This window comes from Streptomyces sp. NBC_01481, from assembly GCF_026339995.1.
GTDB lineage: Bacteria > Actinomycetota > Actinomycetes > Streptomycetales > Streptomycetaceae > Streptomyces.
This window is the reverse complement of sequence record NZ_JAPEPT010000001.1, coordinates 1,635,736-1,653,491: the sequence shown is the minus strand read 5'-3', so window position 1 is coordinate 1,653,491 and position 17,756 is coordinate 1,635,736. Positions and strand designations below refer to the sequence as shown.

Annotated in this window: 16 protein-coding genes and 2 pseudogenes; 7 read left to right on the top strand and 11 right to left on the bottom strand. The window is 71.2% G+C overall.

The genetic code is table 11. From position 1 onward, the window contains the following. Nucleotides 1-7 precede the first annotated feature (7 nt). Nucleotides 8-538, top strand: a pseudogene (locus tag OOK40_RS07600) (hypothetical protein); the annotation flags it as partial. Between the two features lie 149 nt (nt 539-687). Here OOK40_RS07600 and OOK40_RS07595 read toward each other — a convergent pair. Next, nucleotides 688-1,197 (bottom strand): hypothetical protein, encoded by a 510-nt coding sequence (locus OOK40_RS07595; RefSeq protein WP_266477538.1) that lies wholly within the window; start codon nt 1,195-1,197, stop codon nt 688-690. A gap of 199 nt (nt 1,198-1,396) precedes the next feature. On the opposite strand from OOK40_RS07595, the gene OOK40_RS07590 reads away from it, so the two are divergent. From OOK40_RS07590 to OOK40_RS07580, 3 genes and pseudogenes are all read left to right on the top strand, one after another. Next, on the top strand, nt 1,397-1,930 hold the full coding sequence (locus tag OOK40_RS07590) for a winged helix-turn-helix domain-containing protein (RefSeq protein WP_323136040.1): 534 nt from the start codon (nt 1,397-1,399) through the stop codon (nt 1,928-1,930). Continuing rightward, nucleotides 1,860-2,144 (top strand): annotated as a pseudogene (locus tag OOK40_RS07585) (Scr1 family TA system antitoxin-like transcriptional regulator); the annotation flags it as partial. The gene OOK40_RS07590 and the pseudogene OOK40_RS07585, both read left to right, overlap by 71 nt. Next, complete coding sequence (locus tag OOK40_RS07580) at nt 2,141-2,347, top strand: DUF397 domain-containing protein (RefSeq protein WP_266477536.1); 207 nt, start codon at nt 2,141-2,143, stop codon at nt 2,345-2,347. The pseudogene OOK40_RS07585 and the gene OOK40_RS07580, both read left to right, overlap by 4 nt. Before the next feature lie 12 nt (nt 2,348-2,359). Here the strand turns inward: OOK40_RS07580 and OOK40_RS07575 are convergent, their stop codons facing one another. The 6 genes from OOK40_RS07575 to OOK40_RS07550 all read right to left on the bottom strand — a co-directional run bounded on the left by OOK40_RS07575 (nt 2,360) and on the right by OOK40_RS07550 (nt 9,856). After that, the gene (locus OOK40_RS07575) at nt 2,360-2,737 is read right to left on the bottom strand and encodes a hypothetical protein (protein ID WP_266477535.1); all 378 of its coding nucleotides are present in this window, start codon (nt 2,735-2,737) and stop codon (nt 2,360-2,362) included. Between the two features lie 174 nt (nt 2,738-2,911). After that, entirely contained in the window at nt 2,912-4,174 is a 1,263-nt protein-coding gene (locus tag OOK40_RS07570) for an SWIM zinc finger family protein (RefSeq protein WP_266477534.1), read from the bottom strand. After that, nucleotides 4,171-7,038 carry a DEAD/DEAH box helicase gene (locus tag OOK40_RS07565; RefSeq protein WP_266477533.1) on the bottom strand — a complete coding sequence of 956 codons (2,868 nt, stop codon included), beginning with the start codon at nt 7,036-7,038 and terminating at the stop codon, nt 4,171-4,173. The genes OOK40_RS07570 and OOK40_RS07565 overlap by 4 nt, the downstream gene beginning before the upstream one ends. Before the next feature lie 119 nt (nt 7,039-7,157). After that, nucleotides 7,158-8,168, bottom strand: coding sequence for a slipin family protein (locus OOK40_RS07560; RefSeq protein WP_266477532.1), 1,011 nt, complete (start codon nt 8,166-8,168; stop codon nt 7,158-7,160). Nucleotides 8,169-8,335: 167 nt separating this feature from the next. After that, nucleotides 8,336-8,785, bottom strand: a complete 450-nt coding sequence (locus OOK40_RS07555) for a DoxX family protein (RefSeq protein ID WP_266477531.1) — start codon at nt 8,783-8,785, stop codon at nt 8,336-8,338. 153 nt (nt 8,786-8,938) lie between these two features. Further along, complete coding sequence (locus OOK40_RS07550) at nt 8,939-9,856, bottom strand: acyltransferase domain-containing protein (protein ID WP_266477530.1); 918 nt, start codon at nt 9,854-9,856, stop codon at nt 8,939-8,941. Nucleotides 9,857-9,951: 95 nt separating this feature from the next. On the opposite strand from OOK40_RS07550, the gene OOK40_RS07545 reads away from it, so the two are divergent. Next, entirely contained in the window at nt 9,952-10,236 is a 285-nt protein-coding gene (locus tag OOK40_RS07545) for a DUF6343 family protein (protein ID WP_266478994.1), read from the top strand. 34 nt (nt 10,237-10,270) lie between these two features. On the opposite strand, the gene OOK40_RS07540 is transcribed toward OOK40_RS07545, so the two are convergent. The 4 genes from OOK40_RS07540 to rpsA all read right to left on the bottom strand — a co-directional run bounded on the left by OOK40_RS07540 (nt 10,271) and on the right by rpsA (nt 14,022). Next, nucleotides 10,271-10,639 carry a tetratricopeptide repeat protein gene (locus tag OOK40_RS07540; RefSeq protein WP_266477529.1) on the bottom strand — a complete coding sequence of 123 codons (369 nt, stop codon included), beginning with the start codon at nt 10,637-10,639 and terminating at the stop codon, nt 10,271-10,273. A gap of 93 nt (nt 10,640-10,732) precedes the next feature. Then, on the bottom strand, nt 10,733-11,350 hold the full coding sequence (gene coaE / locus OOK40_RS07535) for a dephospho-CoA kinase (protein WP_266477528.1): 618 nt from the start codon (nt 11,348-11,350) through the stop codon (nt 10,733-10,735). A gap of 23 nt (nt 11,351-11,373) precedes the next feature. After that, the gene (locus tag OOK40_RS07530) at nt 11,374-12,312 is read right to left on the bottom strand and encodes a PAC2 family protein (protein WP_266477527.1); all 939 of its coding nucleotides are present in this window, start codon (nt 12,310-12,312) and stop codon (nt 11,374-11,376) included. Nucleotides 12,313-12,513: 201 nt separating this feature from the next. Then, complete coding sequence (rpsA, locus tag OOK40_RS07525; protein WP_266477526.1) at nt 12,514-14,022, bottom strand: 30S ribosomal protein S1; 1,509 nt, start codon at nt 14,020-14,022, stop codon at nt 12,514-12,516. 365 nt (nt 14,023-14,387) lie between these two features. On the opposite strand from rpsA, the gene OOK40_RS07520 reads away from it, so the two are divergent. Together OOK40_RS07520 and hrpB are read left to right on the top strand one after the other, a co-directional pair. After that, complete coding sequence (locus OOK40_RS07520) at nt 14,388-15,191, top strand: class I SAM-dependent methyltransferase (protein ID WP_266478991.1); 804 nt, start codon at nt 14,388-14,390, stop codon at nt 15,189-15,191. Between the two features lie 11 nt (nt 15,192-15,202). Further along, on the top strand, nt 15,203-17,740 hold the full coding sequence (gene hrpB / locus OOK40_RS07515; RefSeq protein WP_266477525.1) for an ATP-dependent helicase HrpB: 2,538 nt from the start codon (nt 15,203-15,205) through the stop codon (nt 17,738-17,740). Nucleotides 17,741-17,756 lie beyond the last annotated feature (16 nt).

Below are 17,756 nucleotides of genomic sequence, written 5' to 3'. Positions count from 1 at the left end.
CTTCCCCATGACGGATCGCCCGCTGCTCCTTCTCGACGTAGACGGCCCCCTCAACCCGTACGCGGCGCGTCTGCCGCGCCTGCGCGGCTACGCGACACACCGCCTGCACCCCTCGTACTGGCTGTCCCGCCAGCCCCCGGGCTCCCGCCGCCACCGCCGGGGCCTGCGCATCCATCTCAACCCGGCCCACGGCCCACGATTGACCGGCCTCCCCTTCGAACTGGCCTGGGCGACCACCTGGATGCACGAGGCCAACACCATGATCGCCCCGGGCATCGGCCTGCCCACCGACCTCCCGGTGATCGAGTGGCCGGAACTCTTCGCCAAGGACCCGGACGGGCTGTACTGGAAAACCCGGCCGCTGCTGGATTGGGCGGCGGGCCGCCCGTTCGCCTGGGTCGACGACATGATCACGGACCTGGACACGGCACACGTCGCGGCCCACCACGACGCACCCGCGCTGCTGCTGCGGATCCATCCGCGGCGGGGGCTGCGGGAGGAGGACTTCGCGGCGCTGGTCAGCTGGGCGGAGGCCTTGTGGCCCGCTGACCGTCCATGCGCCACCGAGGCCAAGGAGAAGCACCAGCACGAGGCAGCCGACCCCCACCTCCCGCCGGGTTCCTGCTGTACGAAGGCCCCGCGGCGGGACCAAGGCTGAGGGTCGGCCCGAACGATGTCGGGTCAGGTTCAGCCGCGCCAGACCTTGATGTAGGTGACGGCGTCGTTGAGCGTGTCACCGACGTACGGGACGTCGCTGTCGAAGGAGCCGTTGCCGCGCGGGCCGGACAGGTACGACTTGTTGCAGCCGCCCTCGACGAGGAACGACGACAGCCGGCTGGACCACCAGCTGCCCGGGCGGAAGCTGTAGCCCGCCGAGTCGCAGGGGCCGGCGCTGCCGTAGATATGGGTGTAGGCGCCGCCGTAGTCGGCGTGCTCGGCCCACGTCATCAGATGCGTTTCGGCCGCGGCGACCGGCACCGCGGCCTCGGCGCGGGCAGCGGATTCCGATCCGGTGAAGCAACCGCGGGGCACGACCTTGGAGACGGTCTCGCCCGGCTTGACCTTGTCGACGACGATGACGCAATGGGTCTCGGAGGCTGCGCCGCCAGGGGTGCCGGCCGCGGCAGACGCGGGGGTACCCAGAGCCACCAGGCAGGCGGCGGACGCCAGCGCGAGCGAAGTACGGGAGAGATTCACGGGTTCCTCCGGTGAGTGAGTTCAGGGGCGTGCGGGCCCAGCCGCCGGGGCGGTGCTCCCTGGCCTCTGTGGACCACCAGCGTGGATCGGTCCGGGCCCGGAGGCCGAGGTTCCGGGCGACGATTCGAGGACGTTCGAATCCGTGGACGCAGGGGGCGGAGATGATTCAACTCACCCTGGATGTCGCTGGCTTGGCGCGATGCAGGTTCGTCGTCTCACCTCTGCAGCAAGTCACGGGAACTCTGATGCCATGGGGGCTCAGCCCACGGGACGACGTCGAAAGCCGCTTCACAGGAAGCCTGCACGTGCCACTCGTGGTGCTGGCCCCCTCACTGGTCGCGCGGTTTCCCGCGGTGGCCATCGACCCGCTGGACCCCCCCCCCCCGGCCAATGGCCGCCACTGGTCGTCTATCCCCTGACGGCTCCGTCGTCTCGTGCGCACACCGCATCCGCCGAACTCGCCCGCCTCGTCGGCCCGACACGAGCCGACCTGCTCACGGCCCTGGCCCGTCCTGCCAGCACGTCCGAGCTGGCCGCCCGCCACTTCCTCAGCCCCGCAACCGTCTCGTACCACCTCGGCGTTCTGCGCCGGTCCGGTCTCGTCAGCCCCATCCGTGACGGGCGCTACGTGCTGTATCGGCGTACCGAGCAGGGCACCCGGGCAGCTCGAACGACTGTTGCATGTGGGGCAGTTACGGAACGTCGAAGTCCAAGTGATGCCGACGGACCGTGATGACCACGCGGGCCTGGGCGGCGGTTCGTTCCTCCTGCTGGACCTCAGGAACGGCCACAAAGTGGCGCACTCGGAGGCAGCATTGTTCAACCGCGTAACCGCCGAACGCAGAGAGGTCCGTGTCCTTGAAGCGCGGTATGGGATCATCCGAGCGCAGGCTCTCACGCCACGGGAGTCACTGGCATTCATCGAGAAAGTGCTGGGAGAGACATGATCAGCAAGCCCTCTGTCGAGAGTGTCGCCGGGCTGGCGTGGTTCAAGAGCAGCTACAGCACCAGCGATGGCCCCGAGTGCGTCGAGGTCGCCCCCACCCCCGGCACCGTCCACGTCCGGGACTCCAAGGACACGGCAGGCGCGCAACTCGCCTTCACAGACGGCTCATGGTCCGCGTTCATCCCGTTCGCGGCCTCCCGCTAGCGCCCAACTGCCCTAGCCGTCCCAGATACAGCCGTGGCGATGGCGGGTCGGCGGGTGGTCGAGGTCCTCGGCTGATTCGAGCAGATCGTCGGCAGCCCGGAGGTGCTTGACCGCCGACGTACAGAAATCGCGCAGCGCTGCGCGGGCGGCGGCCTCCCGACAGGCACGGCCCGAGACCGGCACGCCGATGGCGCGCGGGTACTCGTACGACGCGAAGCCGCGGACGATACGGCGCGGCATGGGGCGGCGGCCGAGGCGGCGGGACACGTCCAACTCGGCATATGAGTAGCGGAGTTCCGTGATGGCGTGCGCCGTCCACGGGCCGGGGCAGGTGGACCACCAGCTCGTGGCGCGGTGTTTGAGGGGGACGTGGTGGACAGTGCAGGACATGGGCAGACCTCGGCCGGCCCGCCGGTACTTCCGGCGTGGCCGATCTAGAAGTCGGCCGCCGCGAAGCGTCCCCATCGCTTGGTACGCATGACGTGAAGCCTGGCAGGCAGGAGCCCGCGCCGTCGAGCGGATTGCGAATGGCCCGGTTGCTGCGCGGGCGGTGACGGTGCCAACTCACCTGCCGAGCAGTGCGGCGAGTGCTCCCACCGGGTCGGCGTCCGGGGTGCCGCGCGGCCACCAGTCCTCGCGGTCCGGGTCGGACTCGTAGCCGTACCAGAGGCCGTCGCGGCCGAAGCGGAGCTGGAGTGACCGGGTGGAGAGGTGGTTGCGCCAGGGGCGGAAGTGCGGGAAGTCCGCCGCGACCAGGGCGGGGCGCGCGCGGTCGAAGGGGCCCGCCGGTGGGTCCCAGGGCTCTTCTAGTACGGCGAGGGCCGCGAGGCCGCCCTGCCGCCAGGCGGCCACCGCGCGGGCCAGATCGGTGGGGGTGTGGTCGGTGGCCACGGCCAGGTCCCGGTAGAGAGCGCGGGTCGATGCGGTCAGGCCGGAGCCGGGGTGGGCGGCGGCCAGGCGGACCGCGTCCTGCCACTGGGTGAGCTGGGCGACGGGGTCGGTGCCGGTGGTGAGGAGGGTGTGGGCGCGGGCGGCCGCCTCGGTGGCGAGGAGGTCCAGGGCCAGGGGGTCGGGCGCGCCCGGTGTCTGCGGGTATGCCGGGGGGCGGCCCGGGTGGGCGGGCGGGGCGAACGGAGGCGGCAGGGACCTGAGCGGTCGGGGGGCGAGGGCCTCGCTCGCCGGGACCGTCGGCGCGGGGGTGCCGGAAGCGGCTCCGGTGCGTTCGGCCGCGGACCGGGTGGCGTTGCGATGGGAGAGGTCGGCGAGGATTTCGCGTTCGCCACGGCCCCGCATCAGGAAAAGCACGAACGGGTCCTCGTCGAGCAGCCTCGCCGTCTGGTAGCAGAGTGCGGCCGCATGCTTGCAGGGGTAACCGTCGTCCGGGCAGGAGCAGTCGGGAATCAGGTCGCCGGGCGTGGGCAGCAGGTCCGCCACGCTCGCCAGGGCGTGCGGCACATCCTTGTCGAGCAGCGCCGCGATGTGGTCGGGCCGCGCCGCCGCTGTCGCCAGGAAGTCGCCCCAGTCCCCGTCGGTGAGCGTGCGCAGGCGGATCTCCGTGCGGTACGGGCGCGGTCTGGTGCCGTGGACGTACGCCATGACCCGGCCCGGCGTGACCGTGATCGCGTCGACATGGCCACGGCGCGCATACGCACGGCCCCGGGTGAGGCGAGCGTGGTCCAGGGCCGTGTCCTCCAGCGCCTCCACCCAGGCGTTGCCCCACCAACTGGACGCGAAATCCTCGCCTTCGAGGGGTTGAAGGGCGGGGAACGTCCGCCGGCGGTCCTCGTGGCGGGAGTCGGCGAACCGGGCCGGGGTGCGCGGTGTCATGACTGCCTCCGCAGCGAGACGAGGTCGGCCAGCTCACGGTCGGTCAGCTCGGTCAGCGCCGCCTCACCGGAGCCCAGGACCGCGTCGGCCAAGGCCCGCTTGGACGCGAGCATTTCGGCGATGCGGTCCTCCACGGTGCCCTCGGCGATCAGCCGGTGGACCTGCACGGGCTGCGTCTGGCCGATGCGGTACGCCCGGTCCGTCGCCTGTTCCTCGACGGCCGGGTTCCACCAGCGGTCGAAGTGGATGACATGGCCCGCCCGGGTCAGATTCAGTCCGGTGCCCGCCGCCTTGAGGGACAGGAGGAAGACCGGAACCTCGCCGGACTGGAATCGGTCCACCATGCGCTCGCGCTCGGCCACCGGCGTTCCGCCGTGCAGGAGTTGGGACGGGATGGCCCGGGAGGTCAGGTGCGCCGACAGGATGCGGGCCATCGAGACGTACTGGGTGAAGACCAGGACCGAGCCGTCCTCGGACATGATCGTCTCCACGAGCTCGTCGAGGAGGGACAGCTTGCCGGAGCGGCCGGACAGCCTCGCCGTGTCCTCCTTCAGGAACTGCGCCGGATGGTTGCAGATCTGCTTGAGCCCGGTGAGCAGCTTCATCACCAGGCCGCGCCGGGCGATCCCTTCCGCGCCCTCGATCGCTGCCATCGCCTCCCGTACGACCGCCTCGTACAGGGAAGCCTGCTCGCGGGTGAGCGCGACAGGATGATCCGACTCGGTCTTCGGCGGCAGTTCCGGCACGATGCCCGGATCGGATTTCTTGCGGCGCAGGAGGAAGGGGCGGACCAGCCGGGACAGCCGCTCGACCGCGTCCTCGTCCTCGCCGTTCTCCACCAGGCGTGCGTGGCGCGAGCGGAAGGCCTTGAGCGGGCCCAGCAGCCCCGGGGTCGTCCAGTCCAGCAGAGCCCACAGCTCGGAGAGGTTGTTCTCCACGGGCGTGCCGGTGAGGGCGACCCTGGCGGGGGCCGGAATCGTGCGCAGCGCCTTCGCGGTCGCGGAGAACGGGTTCTTGACGTGCTGCGCCTCGTCGGCGACGACCATCCCCCAGGTGTGCGCGGCCAGTTGCTCCGCGCTCGTACGCATCGTGCCGTACGTGGTGAGGACGAAGCCGCCGTCGAGCCCGGGCAGGGTGCGGTCGGCGCCGTGGAAGCGGTCCACGGGCACGCCGGGGGCGAAGCGCTCGATCTCCCGCTGCCAGTTGCCGAGCAGCGAGGCCGGGCAGACCACCAGCGTGGGGGCCTCGCGGTCGCGGTGGAGGTGGAGGGCGATCAGCGTGACCGTCTTGCCGAGACCCATGTCGTCCGCGAGACAGCCGCCGAGCCCGAGCGAGGTCATCAGGTCCAGCCAGGCCAGACCGCGCAGCTGGTAGTCGCGCAGGGTGGCGGTGAGGCCGGAGGGGGCTGCGACGGGGGTAGAGGCCGCGACGAGCCGGTCGCGCAGGCTCGCCAGCGCGCCCGTCGGCACCGCCTCCACCGTTTCGCCGTCCACTTCGGCGGTCCCGGTGAGTGCCACGGCCAGCGCGTCGACGGGCTGCAGCAGCCCGAGCTCCCGCTTGCGCGCCTTGCGTACGAGATCGGGGTCGACCACCACCCACTGGTCCCGCAGCCGCACGATCGGGCGGTGCGACTCGGCCAGTGCGTCCATCTCACGCTCGGTCAGCGGATCGCCGTCGAGCGCCAGCTGCCAGTTGAACTTGAGGAGTTCCTCGCTGTCGAAGAACGGTGTGCCGTCGGTCGCCGAGCCGGGCGCCGGGCGCACCACCGCGGCGGCCGAGAGCGTACGCGCCAGCTCCTTGGGCCAGTGCACGGCCACCCCGGCCGCGGCCAGCCGCGCCGCCCCCGGCCCGAGCAGTTCGTACAGCTCGTCCTCGGTCAGCGGCAGCACATCGGGCACGGCCCGCTCCAGCAGGCGGGCGAGTGGCGGCCAGACCCGGGCGGCGCGGCGCAGCGCCAGCACCGCGTCGATCCGGGCGCGCGGCCCGAAGCTCTCGTCCCCGTCGCCCGCCCACAACCGGGCCGCGTCGATGACGAGCGTCGGGTCGGCGAGACTGTGCACCTGGACCAGGGCCGCACCGGCATTGCGCCGGGCGCCGTCCTCCGCCGCGTCGTCCTCGACCTCGTCGTCCGACCCGTCTGTCGTGACCGGCACGTCCGCCGTGTCGAAGAGGTCGTACGCGGACAGGTCGAGGCGGAGCGAGACCCGCACGCCCGCGTCCATGCCCGCGGCGGCTTCCGCGGCCCACTCCCGCGCCCGGGGCAGATGCTGCGGAGCCGCGGCCGCGAACGGCGCCCCCGCCGCGTGGGCGGCGGCAGGGGTGCGCGGCAGGGTGTCGGCCACCGCGTCGAAGAAGAACCGCACCAGCGCTTCGGGCTCGTGCAGCCGCGGCGGAGTCGGCCCGGCGACGGGGGCAGCATGCGCTTCGTACGGCATGGCGGCGGCGATCGCCCGCAGCTGGGCGATGTCGTCCGCGTCCAGGGGTCCCGCGCGCCACGCGTCATGATCGGTCGCCGTCAGCCCGGGCAGCAGCCTGCCGCGCGCCGCCAGATGAAGAGCGTGCAGAGCGGCCGCGCCCCAGCAGGCGGCGGCGGGGTGCGCGGCCGCGTCGTGGCGGGCGCGGGTGAGCAGCGGCAGGGCCTCGGAGACGGGCAGCAGCACGGCGGGGACGGGAGTGCTGCGGATGTCCGTGCCGTCGCGGCGTACGACGGTGAGCTCGTCGGTGGCATCCTGGAGCCGGTCGCCCTCAGGGTCCCAGAAGGCGACCCGGCCCTCGCGCGGCAGGGCCGCAGGGAGGAAGAGCGCGGCGCAGGTACGCAGCGTCTCCGGGCGATACGGATGCGGACTCGGCATGCCGGACGTCATGGGTCACCTCCCTCCCGCAGGTCGTCAGCGACGCAGCGACTACCGCAGCACTGATCTACGACCTTACGGCGGGGGTCTGACAACGGACTCCGACGACTCTTGCCCCGAACCCGCCTCGGTCATGCCGCAGGCGGCAGCGGCAGCTCGACGGGCGCCGGATCCGCGGCGGTTCCGGACTCCGCCTCCGCCTCGGGCACCCTCTCGGCTCCCGACTCCACGGCCGGCGGCTCGGCCGACCCCGCCTCGATCTCCCCGGACGAAGGCTCGCCGGGCCCCGCCTCGACGGCAGGCGGCTCCTCCTGCTCCCCCTTGGTGACCTGGGCGGGCTGCTCGGCCGCAGCCTGTTGTTGCCCGGGCTGCTGTTGCCCGGGCTGCTGGGCGCGCTCGAGGAAGCGCAGCAGCTCCACCGGGAACGGCAGCACCAGGGTGGAGTTCTTCTCCGCCGCCACGGCCACCACGGTCTGCAGCAGCCGGAGTTGGAGCGCTGCCGGCTGCGCGGACATCACTCCGGCCGCTTCGGCCAGCTTCTTGGACGCCTGCAGTTCCGCGTCGGCGTTGATGACCCTCGCCCGCCGCTCACGGTCCGCCTCGGCCTGCCGCGCCATCGAGCGCTTCATGGCCTCGGGCAGGGACACGTCCTTGATCTCCACCCGGTCGATCTGCACGCCCCACCCCATGGCGGGGCTGTCGATCATCAATTCCAGGCCCTGGTTGAGCTTTTCGCGGTTCGACAGCAGATCGTCCAGATCGCTCTTGCCGATGATCGACCGCAGCGAGGTCTGCGCCATCTGCGAGACCGCGAAACGGTAGTCCTCCACCTGGACCACCGCGTCCGCGGCGTCCACGACCTTGAAGTAGATCACCGCGTCGACGCGCACCGTCACGTTGTCCCTGGTGATGCCGTCCTGCGCGGGCACCGGCATCGTCACGATCTGCATGTTGACCTTGTGAAGCCGGTCCACGATCGGAACGATCATGGTGAATCCCGGGGGGCGCACCTGGCTTCGCAGCCGGCCGAGGCGGAGGACGACACCCCGTTCGTACTGCTTGATCACCTTGGCGGCCGCCATCGCGTACACCGCGGCTCCGGACGCGACGGCTACGCCTGCAACCACCAGCTCTTCGACCATCGGGGCACCCCCTACCCTCCGAGCCGGGTCCTATTACTACGGTATGTCTGGTATACCCCCCGGGGCGAGCCTCTAGCCCTCGACAGTCAGGACGCTCCGGCCAAGGAGGAAGGCCGCACCCTGACGGGGTGCGGCCTTTCCTGAGCCGGATCCGACCCTGATCGGGCTCAGAGGCGCTTGCGGACGAGGGCGAGGAGCTCCGCCGTGTGGTTGCGGCGCACCCAGGCGATCCCGCCGAAGATGACGAAGAGGATGACGGGTGTGATCGCGTACTGACCGTCGAAGACGGTCACCTGGGTGATGAAGGCGCCGATCATCAGGCCCATGAAGGCGAGCGCGGAAAGACCGGAGAGGATCGGGATGACCAGCGCGATCGCGCCCGCCAGCTCCAGACCGCCCGTCAGATACATGAACCAGTCGCCGAAACCGATCTTGTCGAAGGACTCCGCCGCGGAGGAGTGGCCGATGAGCTTGGGCGCGGCGCTCGGGATGGCCATGAACAGCGCGAGCACGATCTGCAGCGTGCGCACCGCGAGGTGCGACCGGCGGCTCCGCGTGGTTCCGGATGTGGTGACGGCGGCAGTGTTCGAGGTGGTGACGGCGGCTGTGGCGGACATGAGGGTCTCCTCCGGTAAGCGTTCCGAGTGCTTTCGAGAGGTAGACGGCGAAGGGACCCAGGACTCATCGCTCCCCCGGGCCCCAACGTGAAAATCTTCAACTCCGGGTCCCCGCAGCCTCCTTGGGACCCCTGGGACGGCTCTCGTCCCGGCTCAGATCTCGAACCAGCCGTGTCCCTGGTACCAGTGACGGCCCGCCCTGAGATGGTCGCCGATCGCCCGCTCCAGCGTCGTGCGGCGCGGCAGCGTCTCCGGCGGCAGCTTCGGGTCGCCGAACACGAAGCCGACCGGATCGCTGTCGTCGGCCTCCTTGATCTCGTACGCCGTCCGGAAGCGGTTCTGGAAGGCGATGATGTTGGAGTCCTGCGGCAGATACTCGGCGAGCTGCGGGTCGAGCAGCCAGGAGTGGCACATGGCGATCCGGTACGGCTCCTCGGGGAAGCGGCGGGCGAAGAACTCCCGGGCGAGCGCGAGGGAACGGTCGCAGGCCCCGGGGGTGATCGGCCCGAGGAAGCCGGGGACATGCACATCCAGGGCCACGTCGTCGGGCCCGAGCGGCAGTCCGGCCGCCCGCACGGCCTCGCCGGTGCGGCTGCCGAGCCGGGAGCGCTGGAACTGCAGCCGCCCCAACTGGTAGATCTCGCCCCGGAAATGCAGGGCCAGCCAGCCCGGGATCGACAGCCCGCCCACCCCGTGGCGTCTGCGGTGGACGGCCATGTGGCGGCCGAGATCGGCGAGGGTGCGCCGGGAGATGTCCTCCGGGACGCGGCGCCCGCGGTGGTACGCCCGTACGTACGGCAGCGCCCCGACCAGCACGTACACCGGGAAGAGGCGGGCCGGCGTGCCCGAGCCCTCTGGCATCCGTGGCGACCCCCCGCCACCGCCCGGCCTGCCGATGTCCTGGACCAGCTTGCGGACGCCCGTCTCAAGGAGTCTGCGCAGCCCGGGGTCCGTCGTCATCCGGCCCCGTAGCGCGAGGAGTTCGTTGATGTCCTCGTGCGGCACCGCGAGATCGAGCAGCACGTCGGCCAGCTCGTCCGATTCCGGCAGCTCCACGTGCCCGGTGGTCACCTGTGACGTCTCCCCTCCGGATCGGCTGTGCGGAAAATGCGCCCGGGACGGGACCCGAGGCGGGTGCATCCTAGGAGGTGGGAGATGCGATGGCCATGCGCACTGGGAGTGAACCGACGACTGCGCGCAGTCCCCTGCGGCTGCGACTCGGGCTGAGTGTATGGGGTCTGATCTGGGCCGCAGCGGGCACCGCGCTCTTCACCCTCGCGGACCACCCGGGCTGGGCGGCGGCCTGCGGCGTCGTGCTGCTGATCGCCGTGGTCGACCTGTCCGTGGTCCTGCACCACATCCACCAGGGCCCGCACTGGCAGCCGGGCCGCGACATTCCGCCCTACGAACCGGACCACGGCAACCCCCGCCGCCCGCGGCACGGACATTAGGGATGTCTTCCGCGCTTCCGCAGCCGGGTCTCGGTCACGCCTCGCCGTCGAAGCGTGCCGCCTTCAGATACTCCGGCTTCGGGTCGAGCGCCGCCGCCAGCCGGAAGTGACGCTTGGCCAGCTCCGGACGGCCCGCCCGCTCGTAGGTGCGGGCCAGGGCGAAGTGGGCGAAGGCGTTGTCCGGCTCGCGTTCCAGGACCAGCTCGAACTCGAGCTCGGCCGGGCGCAGTTGGGCGGCGGCGAAGAAGGCGCGGGCACGCAGCAGCCGGGCCGCCGTGTTCTCGGGATGGGCCGCGATCACCGAGTCCAGCAACTTCACGGCGCCGCGCGGATCCCTCGCGGCGAGCAACTGCTCTGCCGCGCGGTAGTCGATGACGTGCGTCTCCGGATTGCTCTTGGGCACGGTCGCATCCTTCCCCTCACTGCACGGTTCCAACACCGCCTCCGGGAGCGGTATTCCGATCAAACACCTTCCCCGCGCCCGGATTGAGGATGCCTAACGGGAGTCGCGCCCGGAGGCGACGGCCCGCTCCGTCAGCTCCGCCCAGACCTTCCGCACCTGCGGTTCCAGCTGCTCCAGCGGCCCGTCGTTGTCGATGACCAGATCGGCGATCGCCAGGCGCTGCTCGCGCGTGGCCTGCGCGGCCATCCGCGCACGCGCCTCGGACTCCGCCATTCCGCGCAGCCGCACCAGCCGGTCCAGCTGTGTCCCGGGTGCGGCATCGACCACGACCACCAGGTCGTAGAGCGGCGACACCTTGTTCTCGGCGAGCAGCGGTACGTCATGGATCACGACCGCGTCCGGCGCGGCCGCCGCCTCCAGCTCCATCGAGCGGGCGCCGACCAGCGGGTGGACGATCGCGTTGAGCGTCGCCAGACGGTCGGCGTCGGCGAAGACGATCGAGCCGAGCTTCGGCCGGTCCAGCGCGCCCTCGGGGCCGAGAATCTCCGGGCCGAAGGCCTCGACGACGGCCGCGAGCCCGGGAGTCCCGGGCTCCACCACCTCGCGAGCGATCTTGTCGGCGTCGATCAGCACGGCTCCGTACGATTCGAGGAGACGTGAGACTTCGCTCTTGCCGGCACCGATTCCGCCGGTCAGGCCCACCTTCAGCATGGCCCGCAGCCTACGCGAGCCGTTTACGCGTCGCCCTCCCGCTCGGCGAGGAAGCGTTCGAATTCGCGGCCGATCTCGTCGGCGGACGGCAGGTCCACGGGCTCCGCGACCAGATTGCCCCGGGTCTCCCCGCCCGCCATCGCGTCGTACTGGTGCTCAAGGCCCTGGACCAGGGCCACCAGCTCCTCGTCGCCCTCACCGATCTGGCGCTCGATCTCGGTCTGGGTGCGCTGCGCTTCCGTACGCAGCGAATGCGCAATACCCGGCAGGACGAGGCCCGTGGCGGCCGTGATCGCCTCCAGTGCGGTCAGCGCGGCGTCCGGGTAGGAGGAGCGGGCGACATAGTGCGGCACATGGGCCGCGACACCGAGGACGTCGTGGCCGGACTCCATCAGGCGGTATTCGACGAGCGACTCCGCGCTGCCCGGCACCTGGGCCTCGTCGAAGGGGCTGCGGTGGCCCGGCATCAGGTCCGTGCGGTTGCCGTGCGGCGTGAGGCCGACGGGGCGGGTGTGCGGGACGCCCATCGGGATGCCGTGGAAGTTGACCGCGAGCCGCACTCCGAGCCGCTCGACGATCTGTCCGACCGCCGCGGCGAAGCGCTCCCACTCGACGTCCGGCTCGGGGCCGGACAGCAGCAGGAACGGCGCGCCCGTGGCGTCCTGGACGAGCCTGACCTCCAGGCTCGGGGTCTCGTACGCACTCCAGCGGTCGCGTCGGAAGGTCAGCAGCGGGCGGCGGGCCCGGTAGTCCACCAGCCGGTCGTGGTCGAAGCGGGCCACCACCTGGTGCGGCAGTGTGTCCAGCAGGTTGTCGACGATCTGCTCGCCGGTCTCCCCCGCGTCGATGTATCCCTCGAAGTGATACAGCATGACCAGGCCTGCGGACTCCTGCGCCAGCGCCATGTCGACGACGGCGAGGCCCTTCGGCTCCCATTCGTACAAACCCTGCGGATCAAGCACGATTACCGCTCCTCCTCGTGTTCGTAGACAAGAACGACCGGTGACGCACGGACATTCCCACCTCACGCGATGAACACATCGACGAACACATCGCCGCGGAGACCCAGTTCCTCCCCCAGGGGGCACGCCATAACGCAGTAAGGCCCGCTCCCCAGGGGGAGCGGGCCTTACTTTCAGCTAGTCACCAGCTGGGGCAGAGCGTCAGCTCTGGCCACCGGCCAGCTTCTCGCGCAGGGCAGCCAGGGCCTCGTCCGACGCCAGGGCGCCGGAGTTGTCGTCCGACTCCGAGGAGTACGAACCGCCCGTGACACCCGCACCAGCACCCGCACTGGCGGCCGGGGCAGCAGCACCCTCGGCAGCAGCGGCCTCGTCGGCCTCGCGGGACTTGATGACCTGGGCCTGGTGCTGCTCGAAGCGCTGCTGCGCCTCGGCGTACTGGCCCTCCCACGCCTCGCGCTGGGTCTCGAAGCCCTCGAGCCAGTCGTTGGTCTCCGGGTCGAAGCCCTCGGGGTAGATGTAGTTCCCCTGGTCGTCGTACGACGCGGCCATGCCGTACAGCGTCGGGTCGAACTCGACCGAGGCCGGGTCGGCACCGAAGGACTCGTTGGCCTGCTTCAGCGAGAGGCTGATGCGACGGCGCTCGAGGTCGATGTCGATGACCTTGACGAAGATCTCGTCGTTGACCTGGACGACCTGCTCCGGGATCTCCACGTGGCGCTCGGCCAGCTCGGAGATGTGGACCAGGCCCTCGATGCCCTCGTCGACGCGCACGAACGCACCGAACGGAACGAGCTTGGTGACCTTACCCGGGACGACCTGACCGATCTGGTGCGTCCGGGCGAACTGCTGCCACGGGTCTTCCTGCGTCGCCTTGAGCGACAGGGAGACGCGCTCGCGGTCCATGTCGACGTCGAGAACCTCGACGGTGACTTCCTGGCCGACCTCGACAACCTCGGAGGGGTGGTCGATGTGCTTCCAGGAGAGCTCGGAGACGTGGACGAGACCGTCGACGCCACCCAGGTCCACGAAGGCACCGAAGTTGACGATCGAGGAGACGACGCCAGAGCGGACCTGACCCTTCTGCAGGGTGGTGAGGAACGTCTGGCGAACCTCGGACTGGGTCTGCTCCAGCCAGGCACGGCGGGACAGGACCACGTTGTTGCGGTTCTTGTCCAGCTCGATGATCTTCGCCTCGAGCTCCTTGCCCACGTAGGGCTGGAGGTCGCGGACACGGCGCATCTCGACGAGAGATGCCGGCAGGAAGCCACGGAGGCCGATGTCGAGGATGAGACCACCCTTGACGACCTCGATGACGGTGCCGGTGACGATGCCGTCCTCTTCCTTGATCTTCTCGATGGTGCCCCAGGCGCGCTCGTACTGGGCACGCTTCTTCGAGAGGATCAGGCGGCCTTCCTTGTCCTCCTTCTGGAGAACAAGGGCCTCGATCTCGTCGCCGACCTTGACGACCTCGTTCGGGTCGACGTCGTGCTTGATCGAGAGCTCGCGGCTCGGGATGACACCTTCGGTCTTGTAACCGATGTCGAGCAGGACCTCGTCCCGGTCGACCTTCACGATGACGCCGTCGACGATGTCGCCGTCGTTGAAGTACTTGATCGTCTCGTCGATCGCGGCGAGGAAAGCTTCCTCGTTACCGATGTCGTTGACCGCTACCTGCGGAGTGGTGGCGGTGGTCTCGGTGCTGCTCGTCATGTGGGAAAGGGCTCCGGTACGGACAGTGAGTCGTAGGTACTGCTACGCCGAGAGCCCGTATCGCAGCTGCAGAAGCCGGACAGCCTGGGAAGCACCTCTCCCAATAAGAGGGGCGCCTCGTGAACCGAGGGGACATACATACAGATGCGAGCGCGGCCTGCTCTGTCTGAGGCGCGCAGGCCCGCAGCGCAACTTGTAGCATACGGGGGCAGCCGGACACGGTCAATGCGCGAAGGCGCACACCCGGTGCGGAATGCCGCATAAACGGCACAACTGACCACACGGCGGGGCCGCGTTCGGTTCAGAGCCAAGGCCACACCGGCCGCCACTGGCCGCGCTGAACGCAAACTACAACGACGGTGACGATGTTCCAAGATTTTGAGCCGGAAGCGACTCGCCGTATCGCCGGCGACTCGGAGAGCAGCCGCGCGAGCCGCGGCTGGTGGGACCGGAACGCCGATGAGTACCAGACCGAGCACGGGGCGTTCCTGGGGGACGACCGCTTCGTATGGGGCCCCGAAGGGCTCGACGAAGCGGATGCCGGACTGCTGGGTCCCGCCGGGTCGCTGAAGGGGCTCGACATCCTGGAGATCGGGGCGGGCGCGGCACAGTGCTCGCGCTGGCTGGCTGCCCAGGGCGCGCGCCCGGTGGCCCTGGACCTCTCCCACCGCCAGCTCCAGCACGCGCTGCGGATCGGCGACGACATCGCACTGGTCGAGGCGGACGCGGGTGCGCTGCCCTTCCGGGACGGCTCCTTCGACCTCGCGTGCTCGGCCTACGGGGCGGTGCCCTTCGTCGCCGACCCGGTCAAGGTCTTCCAAGAGGTACGGCGGGTGCTGCGGCCGGGCGGGCGCTGGGTCTTCTCCGTCACGCACCCGATCCGCTGGGCGTTTCCCGACGAGCCGGGTCCCGAGGGTCTTGCGGTGGCCGCCTCGTACTTCGACCGCACCCCGTACGTCGAGCAGGACGAGCAGGGGCGCGCGGTATATGTGGAGCACCACCGGACGATCGGCGACCGGGTGCGGGACGTGGTGGCGGGGGGCTTTCGGCTGCTGGATCTGGTCGAGCCGGAGTGGCCCGCCTGGAACAGCCAGGAGTGGGGCGGCTGGTCCCCGCTGCGCGGGAATCTGATCCCCGGCACGGCGATCTTCGTCTGCGAGCGTGACTGAGGGGTGTCCCGGTGATCCGTGACGACGCCCTCGCAGGCCTTCCCGTACACAGCGCCGTGCCCGCGCTCACGCATGCGCTCGACACCCACGGGTGTGCGGTGCTGTGTGCGCCGCCGGGGACCGGCAAGACCACCCTCGTACCGCTGGTGCTCTCGGGTCTCGTCGGCGGCGGCCCCGGGCGACGCGTCCTGGTGGCCGAGCCGCGGCGGATCGCGGCCCGCGCGGCCGCGCGCCGGATGGCGTGGCTGCTGGGTGAGCGGGTGGGCGGCAAGGTCGGCTTCACCGTGCGCGGGGAGCGCGTGGTGGGGCGCGGGACGCTCGTCGAGGTGGTGACCACCGGTGTGCTGCTCCAGCGGCTGCAGCGCGACCAGGAGCTGGCCGGGGTCGACGTGGTGGTCGTCGACGAATGCCATGAGCGCCATCTGGACGCGGACACGGTGGCCGCCTTTCTGCTGGATGTACGGGCCGCTCTGCGTCCGGAACTGCGGCTGGTGGCGGCCTCGGCGACGACGGACGCGCAGGGCTGGGCACGGCTGCTGGGCGATGCGCCGGTGGTGCAGGCCGAGGGCGTCGCGCATCCGGTGGATGTGGTGTGGGCACCTCCTGGCCGGCCCGTGCGGCCGCCGCACGGGATGCGGGTCGACCCCGCGCTGCTGACGCATGTGGCTTCCGTGGTGCGGCGTGCGCTGGCCGAGCGTACGGGCGATGTGCTCTGCTTCCTGCCCGGCGTCGGCGAAATCGGCCGGGTGGCGGGCCAGTTGAACGGTGTCGGCGCCGAGGTTCTCCAGGTCCACGGTCGGGCACCTGCCGCCGTTCAGGACGCGGTGCTGTCCGGCGGCCCCGGGCGCCGGGTCGTGCTCGCGACATCGGTGGCCGAGTCGTCGCTGACCGTGCCGGGTGTACGGATCGTGGTCGACTCCGGTCTGGCCAGGGAGCCGCGCACCGATCACGCACGCGGGCTGAGCGCGCTGACGACTGTGCGGGCCTCACAGGCGGCGGCCCGCCAGCGCGCGGGACGTGCCGGGCGCGAGGCTCCCGGTGCGGTGTACCGCTGCTGGTCCGAGGCCGAGGACGCCCGGCTGACGCGCTTCCCCTCTCCTGAGATCAAGGTGGCGGACCTGACGGCGTTCGCCCTTCAGGCCGCCTGCTGGGGCGACCCGTCGGCCGAGGGCCTGGCGCTTCTCGACGCGCCCCCGGCCGGTGCGATGGCCGCGGCGCGGTCCGTACTGACCGCGATCGGCGCGGTGGACGCGACGGGCCGGGCGACCGCACGAGGCGTACGGATGGCCCGGCTGGGCCTGCATCCCCGGCTGGCGCGTGCGCTGCTCGACGGCGCGCGGGAGGTGGGCGTACGCCGGGCTGCCGAGGTGGTGGCGCTGCTGAGCGAGGAGCCGCCGAGGGAGTACGGCGACGATCTGGCGGCGGTGTGGCGCACGGCGCGCAGGGGCGGCGACGCGTATGCGGCGCGGTGGCGGGCGGAGGCGGGCCGCCTGGCGTCGGGGGTGGACGGAGCCGGCCCGGCGTCTGAGGGCACAACACAGCAGGCCCGTCCGGCGATTGGACACACCGACGACGCCGTCGTCGGGCTCGTCGCCGCACTCGCCTTTCCCGAGCGCGTCGCGCGCGCCCAGGGCGAAGGCACCTTCCTCATGGCCTCCGGGACCGGGGCCGAACTCGGCGGCGGGTCCGGGCTGCGCAGTGCGCCCTGGCTGGCCGTCGCCGTCGCGGACCGGCCCGCGCATGCCGCGTCGGCGCGGGTGCGGCTCGCCGCCGTGATCGACGAGGACACCGCCCGCAGTGCCGCCGCGCATCTGCTCGTCGCGGACAAGGAGGTCCACTGGGAGAGCGGCGATGTCGTCGCCCGCGAGGTGGAACGGCTGGGTGCCGTCCAGCTCTCCGTGCGCGCGCTGAAGGATCCGGACCCCGCTCTCGTACGCGCGGCGCTGCTCGACGGGCTACGGCGCGAGGGGCTCGGGCTGCTGCGCTGGACGCGCGACTCGGAGGGCCTGCGCGAGCGGCTCGCCTTTCTGCACCGGGTGTTGGGCACACCCTGGCCGGATGTGTCGGACGCGGCGCTGCTGGACCGCAGCGAGGAGTGGCTGGAACCGGAACTGTCGCGGGCGCGGCGGCGGGCCGATCTCGGGCGTATCCAGGCGGCACAGGCACTCCAGCGGCTGCTGCCGTGGGCGAGCGGGGACGCGGCGCGCCTCGACGAGCTGGCGCCCGAGCGGATCGAGGTGCCGAGCGGTTCGCGGATCCGGCTCGAGTACGGCGGGGAGCAGCCGGTCCTGGCGGTCAAGTTGCAGGAGCTGTTCGGCCTGCGCGAGACGCCCACGGTCTCGGGCGTGCCGGTGCTGGTGCATCTGCTCTCGCCCGCCGGGCGGCCCGCGGCCGTCACCGCGGACCTGGCCTCGTTCTGGAGGGACGGATACCGGTCCGTACGGTCCGAGTTGCGCGGCCGCTACCCCAAGCACCCCTGGCCGGAGGATCCTTCGACGGCCGAGCCGACCCGGTACACCAAGGCACGCCTCAACCGGGACTCCCCCTAGGCCCTGTCGGCGAAGG

Coding starts and splice junctions, on each gene's coding strand:
- rpsA (WP_266477526.1), bottom strand. CDS start 14,022: ATGACGAGCAGCACCGAGACCACCGCCACCACTCCGCAGGTAGCGGTC.
- OOK40_RS07565 (WP_266477533.1), bottom strand. CDS start 7,038: ATGACGTCCGGCATGCCGAGTCCGCATCCGTATCGCCCGGAGACGCTG.
- coaE (WP_266477528.1), bottom strand. CDS start 11,350: ATGCTGAAGGTGGGCCTGACCGGCGGAATCGGTGCCGGCAAGAGCGAA.
- OOK40_RS07575 (WP_266477535.1), bottom strand. CDS start 2,737: ATGTCCTGCACTGTCCACCACGTCCCCCTCAAACACCGCGCCACGAGC.
- OOK40_RS07590 (WP_323136040.1), top strand. CDS start 1,397: ATGCAGGTTCGTCGTCTCACCTCTGCAGCAAGTCACGGGAACTCTGAT.
- OOK40_RS07560 (WP_266477532.1), bottom strand. CDS start 8,168: ATGGTCGAAGAGCTGGTGGTTGCAGGCGTAGCCGTCGCGTCCGGAGCC.
- OOK40_RS07555 (WP_266477531.1), bottom strand. CDS start 8,785: ATGTCCGCCACAGCCGCCGTCACCACCTCGAACACTGCCGCCGTCACC.
- OOK40_RS07570 (WP_266477534.1), bottom strand. CDS start 4,174: ATGACACCGCGCACCCCGGCCCGGTTCGCCGACTCCCGCCACGAGGAC.
- OOK40_RS07520 (WP_266478991.1), top strand. CDS start 14,388: ATGTTCCAAGATTTTGAGCCGGAAGCGACTCGCCGTATCGCCGGCGAC.
- OOK40_RS07580 (WP_266477536.1), top strand. CDS start 2,141: ATGATCAGCAAGCCCTCTGTCGAGAGTGTCGCCGGGCTGGCGTGGTTC.
- OOK40_RS07545 (WP_266478994.1), top strand. CDS start 9,952: ATGCGCACTGGGAGTGAACCGACGACTGCGCGCAGTCCCCTGCGGCTG.